Source organism: Pseudomonas sp. P4_D7, from assembly GCF_056401755.1.
The window spans coordinates 46,447-57,318 of sequence record NZ_JBFUIR010000032.1; the positions used below are offsets into that span (position 1 = coordinate 46,447).

The window sequence follows — 10,872 nt, forward strand, 5'->3', positions numbered from 1 at the left end:
TTGACCCATGTTCAAATATATTGGCGACATCGTTAAGGGTACTGGTACCCAGTTGCGCAGCCTGGTCATGGTCTTCGGCCATGGCTTTCGCAAACGCGACACCCTGCAATACCCGGAAGAAGCGGTCTACCTGCCACCACGCTACCGTGGTCGCATCGTCCTGACCCGCGACCCCGATGGCGAAGAGCGTTGCGTTGCCTGCAACCTCTGCGCTGTGGCTTGCCCGGTGGGTTGCATCTCGCTGCAGAAAGCGGAAACCGAAGACGGTCGCTGGTACCCGGACTTCTTCCGTATCAACTTCTCGCGCTGCATTTTCTGCGGTCTCTGCGAGGAAGCCTGTCCGACCACCGCGATCCAGCTGACGCCGGATTTCGAGATGGCCGAGTTCAAACGTCAGGACCTGGTGTACGAGAAAGAAGATCTGTTGATCTCCGGCCCCGGCAAAAACCCTGATTACAACTTCTATCGTGTTGCAGGTATGGCAATCGCTGGCAAGCCGAAAGGCTCCGCGCAGAACGAAGCCGAACCGATCAACGTGAAGAGCTTGCTGCCTTAAGGAAGAACGATGGAATTCGCTTTCTATTTCGCATCGGGTATCGCTGTTGTGTCCACGCTTCGCGTAGTCACCAACACCAACCCTGTGCACGCCCTGCTCTACCTGATCATCTCGTTGATCGCCGTGGCCATGACCTTCTTCGCACTCGGCGCACCGTTCGCCGGCGTGCTGGAAGTGATCGCCTACGCCGGCGCCATCATGGTGCTGTTCGTGTTCGTGGTGATGATGCTCAACCTCGGCCCGGCCTCGGTTCAGCAAGAACGCGTCTGGCTCAAGCCCGGCATCTGGGCCGGTCCGGTGATTCTCGCCGCCTTGCTGCTGGCCGAACTGCTGTATGTGCTGTTCGCTCACCAGAGCGGCCAGGCCATCGGCCACACCACCGTAGACGCGAAAGCCGTGGGCATCAGCCTGTTCGGCCCGTACCTGCTGGTGGTCGAACTCGCCTCGATGCTGCTGCTTGCCGCAGCCGTCACGGCGTTCCATTTGGGCCGTAACGAGGCGAAGGAGTAAGACATGCCTGCTATCCCTCTCGAACATGGTCTGGCAGTTGCCGGCATCCTGTTCTGCCTTGGTCTGGTCGGCCTGATGGTCCGCCGCAACATTTTGTTCGTGTTGATGAGTCTGGAAGTGATGATGAACGCCTCTGCACTGGCGTTCATTGTTGCAGGCGCCCGTTGGGGCCAGCCGGATGGACAGATCATGTTCATCCTGGTGATCAGCCTTGCAGCCGCCGAGGCCAGCATTGGTCTGGCGATCCTGCTGCAACTGTATCGCCGCTTCCACACGCTCGATATCGACGCTGCCAGTGAGATGCGCGGATGAATCTTATCTTTCTGACTTTCGTATTCCCTCTGATCGGTTTCCTGCTGCTGTCGTTCTCCCGTGGACGCTGGTCGGAAAACCTCTCGGCGCTGATCGGCGTGGGTTCCATTGGCTTGTCGGCGATTGTCGCCGCCTACGTCATCTGGCAATTCAACGTCGCACCACCCGAAGGCGGTCACTACACGCTGGTACTGTGGAAGTGGATGGCGGTCGAAGGCTTCAAGCCTGACTTCGCCCTCTACGTTGACGGCCTGTCGATCACCATGCTCGGCGTGGTTGTCGGTGTAGGTTTCCTGATCCACCTGTTCGCATCCTGGTACATGCGCGGTGAAGCGGGTTACTCGCGCTTCTTCTCGTACACCAACCTGTTTATCGCCAGCATGCTGTTCCTGGTGCTCGGCGATAACCTGTTGTTCCTGTACTTCGGTTGGGAAGGCGTAGGCCTGTGCTCGTACCTGTTGATCGGTTTCTACTACAGCAACCGCAACAACGGTAACGCCGCGCTCAAGGCCTTCATCGTGACCCGGATCGGCGACGTGTTCATGGCCATCGGCCTGTTCATCCTGTTCCAGCAAGTGGGCACGCTGAACATCCAGGAACTGCTGGTGCTGGCACCGCAGAAATTCCAGGTCGGCGACTTCTGGATCACCCTGGCAACCCTGATGCTGCTGGGTGGCGCAGTCGGTAAATCGGCACAACTGCCGTTGCAAACCTGGCTCGCGGACGCGATGGCTGGCCCTACTCCGGTTTCGGCACTGATCCACGCCGCGACCATGGTGACCGCCGGTGTCTACCTGATCGCCCGTACCCACGGTCTGTTCACCCTGGCGCCGGAAATCCTGCATCTGGTCGGCATCGTTGGTGGCGTGACCCTGGTTCTCGCAGGCTTCGCCGCACTGGTACAGACCGACATCAAACGTATCCTCGCCTACTCGACCATGAGCCAGATCGGCTACATGTTCCTGGCGCTGGGCGTTGGTGCATGGGATGGCGCGATTTTCCACCTGATGACCCACGCCTTCTTCAAGGCCCTGCTGTTCCTTGCTTCCGGTGCGGTGATCGTTGCCTGCCACCACGAGCAGAACATCTTCAAGATGGGCGGTCTGTGGAAAAAACTGCCACTGGCCTATGCCAGCTTCATCGTCGGTGGTGCTGCGCTGGCCGCTCTGCCACTGGTTACCGCAGGCTTCTACTCCAAGGACGAAATTCTTTGGGAAGCGTTCGCCAGCGGCAACCACGGTCTGCTTTACGCAGGTCTGGTCGGCGCGTTCATGACGTCGCTGTACACCTTCCGCCTGATCTTCATCACGTTCCACGGTGAAGCCAAGACCGAAGCCCACGCCGGTCACGGCATCTCGCACTGGCTGCCACTGTCGGTGCTGATCGTGCTGTCGACTTTCGTCGGCGCCATGATCGTGCCACCGCTGCACGGCGTACTGCCGGAAAGCGTTGGCCATGCCGGTGGCGAAGCCAAGCACAGTCTGGAAATCGCTTCGGGCGCCATTGCCCTGGCCGGTATCCTGCTGGCAGCGCTGCTGTTCCTCGGCAAGCGTCGCTTCGTCACGGCCATCGCCAATAGCGGCATCGGCCGTTTCCTTTCGGCCTGGTGGTTCGCTGCCTGGGGCTTCGACTGGATCTACGACAAACTGTTCGTCAAGCCTTACCTGGCGATCAGCCACGTACTGCGCAAAGACCCGCTCGACCAGACCATCGGTCTGATCCCGCGTATGGCCAAGGGTGGTCACACTGCCCTGAGCCGCACCGAGACCGGTCAACTGCGTTGGTACGCTGCTTCGATGGCTGCTGGTGCCGTGCTGGTGATTGGCGCCATCGTGCTGGTAGCGGTCTGATATGAACCTTGCGAATTTGCGAAAGGAAACGAGCCCGTCATGATTCTGCCTTGGCTAATCCTGATCCCCTTCATCGGCGGCCTGCTGTGCTGGATGGGTGAGCGCTTCGGCGCTACCCTCCCGCGCTGGATTGCGCTGTTGACCATGACCCTGGAACTCGCCCTCGGCCTCTGGCTGTGGGCCCACGGTGACTATTCATTTGCGCCGGCGCCTGGCGCCGATCCGACCTGGGCGCTTGAGTTCAAGCATGTCTGGATCCAGCGCTTCGGCATCAACGTGCACCTGGCCCTCGACGGCCTGTCGCTGTTGATGATCCTGCTGACCGGTCTGCTGGGTATCCTCTCGGTACTCTGCTCGTGGAAAGAGATTCAACGTCACGTTGGCTTCTTCCACCTGAACCTGATGTGGATCCTGGGCGGCGTTGTCGGCGTGTTCCTCGCCCTCGACCTGTTCATGTTCTTCTTCTTCTGGGAAATGATGCTGGTGCCGATGTACTTCCTCATCGCGCTCTGGGGTCACAGTTCTTCGGACGGCAAGAAAACCCGGATCTACGCAGCGACCAAGTTCTTCATCTTCACTCAGGCGTCCGGCCTGATCATGCTGGTGGCGATCCTCGGTCTGGTGCTGGTCAACTTCAACAACACCGGCGTGATTACTTTCAACTACGCCGACCTGTTGAAAACCAAGATGTCGATGACCACCGAGTACATCCTGATGCTCGGCTTCTTCATCGCTTTCGCGGTCAAGCTGCCCGTCGTACCGTTCCACTCGTGGTTGCCTGATGCCCACGCCCAGGCGCCGACTGCCGGTTCCGTCGACCTCGCCGGTATCTTGCTGAAAACCGCTGCCTACGGTCTGCTGCGTTTCGCCCTGCCGCTGTTCCCGAATGCTTCGGCCGAGTTTGCGCCGATCGCCATGACCCTCGGTCTGGTCGGGATCTTCTACGGTGCGTTCCTCGCTTTCGCGCAAACCGACATCAAGCGTCTGATCGCCTTCTCTTCCGTTTCCCACATGGGTTTCGTGTTGATTGGCATCTACTCCGGCAGCCAACTGGCCCTGCAAGGTGCAGTGATCCAGATGCTCGCGCACGGTGTGTCGGCGGCGGCACTGTTTATCCTCAGCGGTCAGTTGTACGAGCGTCTGCACACTCGTGACATGCGTGAGATGGGCGGTCTGTGGTCGCGTATCGCTTACCTGCCGGCGATCAGCCTGTTCTTTGCGGCCGCCTCCTTGGGCCTGCCGGGTACCGGTAACTTTGTCGGTGAATTCCTGATCCTGATCGGCACTTTCGCCAGCGCTCCATGGATCACCGCGATTGCCACTTCCGGTCTGGTGTTCGGTTCGGTCTACTCGCTGATCATGATCCACCGTGCCTACTTCGGTCCGTCGAAATCGGATTCGATCCTGCACGGTATGGACGCTCGCGAACTGATCATGGTGCTGGGCCTTGCGGTGCTGCTGGTTTACCTCGGCGTCTACCCGCAACCGTTCCTCGACACCTCTGCCGCCACGATGCATGGCGTGCAGCAGTGGCTCGGCACCGCCTTCACTCAACTCGCTTCGGCCCGGTAAGAGCGCTATGGAATTCACGATTCAACACTTTATTGCGCTTGCGCCACTGTTGATCACCAGCCTCACCATTATCGTGGTGATGCTGGCAATCGCCTGGCGCCGCAACCACTCGCAGACCTTCCTGATCTCGGTCGCCGGTCTGAACCTGGCCTTGCTGTCGATCCTCCCAGCCCTGAAAGTCGCGCCTCTGGCCGTGACCCCATTGCTGCAAATCGACACCTTCGCTTGCCTGTACATGGCGCTGATCCTGGTCGCCACCCTCGCCTGTGTGACCCTCGCCCACGCCTACTTGGGTGATGGTGGCTCGGGTTACCCGGGCAACCGTGAAGAACTGTACTTGCTGATCCTGATGGCCGCCGCCGGTGGTCTGGTTCTGGTCAGCGCGCAGCACCTGGCCGGTTTGTTCATCGGTCTGGAACTGTTGTCGGTACCGGTTTACGGTCTGGTGGCCTACGCCTTCTTCAACAAGCGTTCGCTGGAAGCCGGCATCAAATACATGGTGCTGTCGGCCGCCGGTTCCGCGTTCCTCTTGTTCGGTATGGCGCTGCTGTACGCAGACTCGGGTTCGCTGAGCTTCGTCGGTATCGGTCAGGCTCTGGCTGCGACTGGCCTGCCTAGCTCGCTGGCACAACTGGGCCTGGGCATGATGCTGATCGGCCTGGCGTTCAAGCTGTCGCTGGTGCCGTTCCACCTGTGGACGCCGGACGTTTACGAAGGTGCTCCGGCACCGGTGGCCGCGTTCCTCGCCACTGCGTCGAAGGTTGCGGTGTTTGCGGTGATGGTGCGTCTGTTCCAGATCTCCCCTGCTGCCAGCAGCGGCGTCCTGAGCGACGTGCTGACCGTCATCGCCATCGCCTCGATCCTGTTCGGTAACCTGCTGGCCCTGACCCAGAGCAACCTCAAGCGTCTGCTCGGTTACTCGTCCATCGCGCACTTCGGCTACCTGCTGATCGCCCTGGTGGCGAGCAAGGGTCTGGCGGTGGAAGCCATCGGCGTGTACCTGGTGACTTACGTGATCACCAGCCTCGGCGCCTTCGGCGTGATCACCCTGATGTCCTCGCCGTACAACGGCCGTGACGCGGACGCCCTGTACGAATACCGCGGCCTGTTTTGGCGCCGTCCGTACCTGACCGCAGTCTTGACCGTAATGATGCTGTCGCTGGCGGGTATCCCGCTGACTGCTGGCTTCATCGGCAAGTTCTACATCATCGCTACCGGTGTTGAATCGCACCAATGGTGGCTGGTCGGTTCGCTGGTGCTGGGTAGCGCCATCGGCGTCTTCTACTACCTGCGCGTGATGGTCACCCTGTACCTGATCGAGCCAAACCTGCGTCGCCACGACGCCCAACTGCACTGGGAACAGAAGGCAGGCGGCGTGATGCTGCTGGCTATCGCCCTGGTCGCGTTCTTCCTGGGTGTGTACCCGCAGCCATTGCTGACTCTGGTTCAGCAGGCGGGTCTGGCGGGCTGATAGTTCGGCTGGCTAGAAATGAAAACGGCACCTTCGGGTGCCGTTTTTGTTTTTGTGGGATCTTTTACCAATGCTATGCCCTTCCTACTGAAATCCCCGAAATCTCGCGCCCTACTGTTGGGTTCCTCCTACAGCCAGAATTTGGCTTTTTGCTTATCTTGTTCGACGTAAAAGACATCGATCCAAATCGAGTCCGTCTTCAGGAACGAGAAAATAAAACTCCAGCGGAAATCAGAAATGAACAACACAAATGGCCAATCAAAACCTGAGGACGCGACCAGACCGACACCTCCCCATAAACCTTCTGTTCCGGTTGTACGTCGCGTCGTGAACGAGAAAGTCATTAACCGTAAAGAAATAGCGCTGGATCGCAAGTAACGTAGAAGCACAAAAGTCTACTAGCTACGCAAAACGGCACCTTCGAGTGCCAGTTTCGTTTTGTAGAGTTACCGTCAAAAGATCACAGCCTTTAGAAGATGCCGAAGACTGAGGTCTTTTGATCTCAACGCCCTCCCCTTTTTAGGAATTTGCCTGCAAACCCCTGAGCAATGGCTGACATTCCGTAGAAGACATTTTTCGTTAAATTCGGGGATCACATATCAAGTGGAGATCCACGAACCATGAAGCGGGATATTTATTCAGAATTGATGAATGGCCTTGATGCGTTAGCCGAAGAACGCCAAGGCAAAATCACCTTGAAGAAGACCCGGGTAACACGGATCGGCGCCATGAAAGGCAAACTCATACTTCCCGCCGAAATTGATGCATCTGTATCACATGGCTTGCTGGATACCTTCGAAAGATAAAAGCCACATCCGCTCACATGTGATCTATCAGAATCATCCGGATTACTGTGGGAGCGAGCCTGCTCCGGGCGGCGTTCCGACGAAGGCGTCGGCACATCAACCCTCTTCAGAGCCTGGCACTCCGCTTTCGTCGGAACGCCGCCCAGAGCAAGCTCGCTCCCACAGGTTTGTGTGGCGTTCACTCAATCCATATAACCACATGACGAAATTGTAATTCCCCCATCACCTCGACGTTATCCGCAGTTTGCAACGATGTCACCCGGCGACCATGCCGGCGGGCCCTGCCCCGTCGAACAATAAAACCCACGCCGAAGCACGTTCCCGTTCTGCCAAACCCAAGGAGTGTTTGATGGTTAACCCTACAAAAATATCGATGGCCGCTTTAGCGGTGGTGGTCGGCGCCGGGCCGTCCACGGTGTTTGCTGAAGACAAGCCTGAAGGTTTTGTCGAAGGCAGCAGCCTGACGGTGCTCAACCGTAACTTCTACTTCAATCGTGATCATCGCAACGGCCAGTCCAGCCCCACCGGCAACGGTTATTCCGAGGCCTGGTCGCATGCGGTGATCAGCAAGTTCGAATCCGGTTTTACCCAAGGCACCGTCGGGATCGGTGTCGATGCATTTGCGATGATTGGTCTGAAACTCGATACCGGTGACGGATGCAACGGTGGGCGCAGTTCGTTTGATGTATTGCCGGTCAACAGTGACGGCGAGGCGCGGGACGAATACACCAAGGTCGGCGGCGCCGCGAAAATCCGGGCGTTCGATACGGTGGTCAGGGTGGGGGATGTGTTCCCGGCCAACCCGATGGTCGCGGCCGGTGACTCGCGCTTGCTGCCGGAGAGCTTTCGCGGGGTGACGGCGACCAACACCAGCATTGAAGGTCTGTCGGTGCAGGGTGGCCGGTTGCATGCGATGAGCCAGCCGGCGTCCAGCGACATGCGTGAGAACTTCGCGACCTTCTATGCAGGTCCGGTCAATTCGCCGTGGATCGCTTATGGTGGCGGTGATTATGTGCTGAACAAGAATCTCAGTTTCAGTCTGTATTCCAGCCGTCTCAAGGATGCGTGGAATCAGTACTACGCCGGCACCGCCTGGACTTATCCGCTCTCGGATGACCTGTCGCTGTTCGGTGGCCTGAACTATTACAAGGCCGTCGACGAGGGCAAACAACTGCTCGGCGAATTCGACAACAACATCTGGAGCGGCCGCGTTGGCGTCAAGCTTGGTGCCCACTCTGTCGCCCTCTCCCACCAGCGCAACAACGGTAATGACGACTTCGACTACCTGCGCCAGTCCGACTCGATCTTCCTCGACAACTCGATCCAGTACAGCGACTTCAACTCGCCGAAAGAACGTTCGTGGATGGTGCGTTATGACCTCGACATGAGCACCTACGGCGTACCGGGTCTGTCGTTCATGACCCGTTACGCACGCGGCACCGACGCTGATTATTCAAACGCTAACGCCGTGTATATGCGCCGCGATGCCGAGGGCAATCCGCTGACCGATCAGCAACGTTGGGAGCGCGATATCGAAGTCAAATACGTGGTGCAAAGCGGTTCGATGAAAGATCTGTCACTGCGCTTGCGCCAGGCCACAACCCGCGCCACGGCGTTCGAGTCGGATCTGGATGAAGTGCGGGTGATTGTCGAGTATCCGCTGGCGATTCTTTGATTGCGCGGCTGATACAAATTCACCTTTAGAAGCTCCTTGCTCCTTTGGTAAGAGGTGAATCTTTTGGCGTCCTTCGGGGCGCTTTTTTTGCTTTGCGTTTTGCCGTGGTTATGTTTTCCAGGTTTAGGCCCGGCCCTCACCCTAGCCCTCTCCCAGAGGTAGAGGGGACTGACCGAGTTGGCTGTTGCAGATACATCGACCTGAAAAACCGGGGCGTACTCTGGTTTTGAATGGCTTGAAAGCCTGCTCCCTTCCCCCTCGAGTAGAGGGGACTGACCGAGTTGGTTGTCGAAGATACATCGACCCGAAAAACCGGGGCGTACTCTGATTTTGAATGGCTTGAAGATCTGCTCCCCTCGCCCCCCTGGGGGAAAGGGAACGGACCGAGCTGGTTGCTGAAGATACACCGACCTGAAAAACCGGGGCGTACTCTGATTTTGAATGGCTTGAAGATCTGCTCCCTTACCCCTCGCCCCCTCGGGGGAGAGGGCTGGGGTGAGGGGGCAGGATTGTGAGTTCAACACACAAACAACGGATAAAACCCGGCCATTGATAGCTACGCCGCAGGATCTACGTTATCCAGCGCCTTGTTCACCGCCAGTTCACCAAGCATGACGACCTGCGCGATGCCGAGCAGAGTCTTGCGATGGGTGCCGTTCAGCAGCGCAGCGAAGTCACCGAGCATCACCGTGGCAGAGGCCAGGGATTCGCTGGCGTTGGCCAGTAATGATTCGGTATCGGCTTTGGGATTGACCAGGAACATCTGGTTGGGGATGTACGGCGCGGACATGATGGCGGCTGAGGGTTTGAGGTAGAAATCGAGGGCGCGGTCGGCGGCTTCGTGGAGTTTTCGGGTGTCGACGGAGGCGTAAGGCGATGTTGAGTTGGCGTCGGGGATGGCGTCTGTTTCGGGGGGATTTGGGGTTGGCTTTTTCATGATATTTCTCCTTCATAACGTTGAAGCTGATCCATTCGGTTCCACGCGAAGGGGTGGCAGCTGTACGCAGGTTGGAACCCGGGGAACGGAGAAACCCGGCAGACTCGAAAGTCTCCCGCGCACAGCCGCCATAACAGACTGCACACCATGAAGGTGGGCAAGCATACGTCATGAAAGACGCTTTGGCGCTGACACGTTCTCCGGGGTTCCAATCCCGATCACTGATTTGGCAGCGACCCACACAGGCTAGAGAGCGGACGTCCGACGGACAACCTGAAAACATTGTGGGAAGGTTCCGCACTTCTCACACAACACTTAAACATTACGAATTGAAATACAGAACGTGTAGGAGCCTTCGGCAGCTCCTACACGGGACCGCGTTTCGCCGTAAAGGATTCAGCTCCCGCCGTTGCGACACACGCCCATCACGTTGTACTTGATGGTATTGATCTGACCTTTGGAGTCCTCGTAGGTCATCGCGGTGGGCACCACTTTGCACGCAGGCTGTGGCTTGACCACGCTCACCACTTTGACCACGTCCAGCTTCATCCCATATTCGTAATCCTTCACCACCGGCGGCGCTTTGCCCTGGTTGGCGGCGTACTGTTCCATGGCTTTGCTGTTGGCGCTGAGCGCGCGTTCGAAAGTGCGGTCACCACCGCCTTCGGCCAGCACATTTACCGACGTCGCCATGACAGCCGCGAATGCGATCAACTTGAGTACTTTCATATCCATTTCCTTCCCGTCCGGGCGTAAAAAAAGCCCGGCATCGATGCGCGATAACGGGCTTGTTCAGATGCAGCAGGCTTACAGATCGCGGGTTTTGTCGTCTTTCTTGTCAGTGACGACCACCGGGTTGCCGGCGGCTTGTTCCTTGGCGACGAAGAGTTCCATGGAGCGGTCGTTGCTGGTCATCATCCGCTCGAATGTGCGGTCGCCGCCGCCTTCGGCCAGAGCCACGGAAGAGATCGCCAACGCCACAACAAGAGCACCCATCTGTACGATTTTCATCTTTGATTCCTCGTTTAAGTAACTGACGGGATCAAGGTAACAATCCGAACCTATCGTGACGGTGGCGGGGAAATTACATATCCGTTATCTCCAGGGCGCTCTTCTGAAGTCGAACACAAAACCTGTAGGAGTGAGCCTGCTCGCGATAGCGGTGGGTCAGTCAATGTAGATC

10 protein-coding genes and 1 pseudogene are annotated in these 10,872 nt (G+C 58.0%); 8 read left to right on the forward strand and 3 right to left on the reverse strand.

Annotation, left to right across the window (positions count from 1 at the left end):
* Positions 1-7 precede the first annotated feature (7 nt).
* From nuoI to AC1DVF_RS20005, 8 genes and pseudogenes are all read left to right on the forward strand, one after another.
* Positions 8-556: an NADH-quinone oxidoreductase subunit NuoI gene (gene nuoI / locus AC1DVF_RS19970; protein ID WP_007920177.1), complete on the forward strand. Its 549-nt coding sequence runs from the start codon at positions 8-10 to the stop codon at positions 554-556.
* 9 nt (positions 557-565) lie between these two features.
* Positions 566-1,066 carry an NADH-quinone oxidoreductase subunit J gene (nuoJ, locus tag AC1DVF_RS19975; protein ID WP_007920176.1) on the forward strand — a complete coding sequence of 167 codons (501 nt, stop codon included), beginning with the start codon at positions 566-568 and terminating at the stop codon, positions 1,064-1,066.
* 3 nt (positions 1,067-1,069) lie between these two features.
* The gene (gene nuoK, locus AC1DVF_RS19980; RefSeq protein ID WP_003223790.1) at positions 1,070-1,378 is read left to right on the forward strand and encodes an NADH-quinone oxidoreductase subunit NuoK; all 309 of its coding nucleotides are present in this window, start codon (positions 1,070-1,072) and stop codon (positions 1,376-1,378) included.
* The gene (gene nuoL, locus AC1DVF_RS19985; RefSeq protein ID WP_007920175.1) at positions 1,375-3,228 is read left to right on the forward strand and encodes an NADH-quinone oxidoreductase subunit L; all 1,854 of its coding nucleotides are present in this window, start codon (positions 1,375-1,377) and stop codon (positions 3,226-3,228) included. The genes nuoK and nuoL overlap by 4 nt, the downstream gene beginning before the upstream one ends.
* 39 nt (positions 3,229-3,267) lie before the next feature.
* The gene (gene nuoM, locus AC1DVF_RS19990; RefSeq protein WP_077573624.1) at positions 3,268-4,800 is read left to right on the forward strand and encodes an NADH-quinone oxidoreductase subunit M; all 1,533 of its coding nucleotides are present in this window, start codon (positions 3,268-3,270) and stop codon (positions 4,798-4,800) included.
* A 7-nt stretch (positions 4,801-4,807) separates the two neighbouring features.
* The gene (nuoN, locus tag AC1DVF_RS19995) at positions 4,808-6,271 is read left to right on the forward strand and encodes an NADH-quinone oxidoreductase subunit NuoN (protein WP_007920173.1); all 1,464 of its coding nucleotides are present in this window, start codon (positions 4,808-4,810) and stop codon (positions 6,269-6,271) included.
* 620 nt (positions 6,272-6,891) lie between these two features.
* Positions 6,892-6,984 (forward strand): annotated as a pseudogene (locus tag AC1DVF_RS20000) (transcriptional regulator); the annotation flags it as partial.
* Between the two features lie 442 nt (positions 6,985-7,426).
* Positions 7,427-8,752, forward strand: coding sequence for an OprD family porin (locus AC1DVF_RS20005; RefSeq protein ID WP_477783024.1), 1,326 nt, complete (start codon positions 7,427-7,429; stop codon positions 8,750-8,752).
* A 556-nt stretch (positions 8,753-9,308) separates the two neighbouring features.
* Here AC1DVF_RS20005 and AC1DVF_RS20010 read toward each other — a convergent pair.
* The 3 genes from AC1DVF_RS20010 to AC1DVF_RS20020 form a co-directional block, all read right to left on the reverse strand.
* Positions 9,309-9,689, reverse strand: coding sequence for a DUF6124 family protein (locus AC1DVF_RS20010; RefSeq protein WP_477783025.1), 381 nt, complete (start codon positions 9,687-9,689; stop codon positions 9,309-9,311).
* Between the two features lie 396 nt (positions 9,690-10,085).
* Positions 10,086-10,418: a DUF2790 domain-containing protein gene (locus AC1DVF_RS20015; protein WP_477783026.1), complete on the reverse strand. Its 333-nt coding sequence runs from the start codon at positions 10,416-10,418 to the stop codon at positions 10,086-10,088.
* Between the two features lie 78 nt (positions 10,419-10,496).
* Positions 10,497-10,700, reverse strand: a complete 204-nt coding sequence (locus tag AC1DVF_RS20020; protein ID WP_093434253.1) for a co-regulatory protein PtrA N-terminal domain-containing protein — start codon at positions 10,698-10,700, stop codon at positions 10,497-10,499.
* Between the last annotated feature and the right edge of the window lie 172 nt (positions 10,701-10,872).

Bases quoted from the DNA above. Each gene is read 5' to 3' on its own strand.
- nuoI (WP_007920177.1), top strand. From the start codon at position 8: ATGTTCAAATATATTGGCGACATCGTTAAGGGTACTGGTACCCAGTTG.
- nuoJ (WP_007920176.1), top strand. From the start codon at position 566: ATGGAATTCGCTTTCTATTTCGCATCGGGTATCGCTGTTGTGTCCACG.
- nuoK (WP_003223790.1), top strand. From the start codon at position 1,070: ATGCCTGCTATCCCTCTCGAACATGGTCTGGCAGTTGCCGGCATCCTG.
- nuoL (WP_007920175.1), top strand. From the start codon at position 1,375: ATGAATCTTATCTTTCTGACTTTCGTATTCCCTCTGATCGGTTTCCTG.
- nuoM (WP_077573624.1), top strand. From the start codon at position 3,268: ATGATTCTGCCTTGGCTAATCCTGATCCCCTTCATCGGCGGCCTGCTG.
- nuoN (WP_007920173.1), top strand. From the start codon at position 4,808: ATGGAATTCACGATTCAACACTTTATTGCGCTTGCGCCACTGTTGATC.
- AC1DVF_RS20005 (WP_477783024.1), top strand. From the start codon at position 7,427: ATGGTTAACCCTACAAAAATATCGATGGCCGCTTTAGCGGTGGTGGTC.
- AC1DVF_RS20010 (WP_477783025.1), bottom strand. From the start codon at position 9,689: ATGAAAAAGCCAACCCCAAATCCCCCCGAAACAGACGCCATCCCCGAC.
- AC1DVF_RS20015 (WP_477783026.1), bottom strand. From the start codon at position 10,418: ATGAAAGTACTCAAGTTGATCGCATTCGCGGCTGTCATGGCGACGTCG.
- AC1DVF_RS20020 (WP_093434253.1), bottom strand. From the start codon at position 10,700: ATGAAAATCGTACAGATGGGTGCTCTTGTTGTGGCGTTGGCGATCTCT.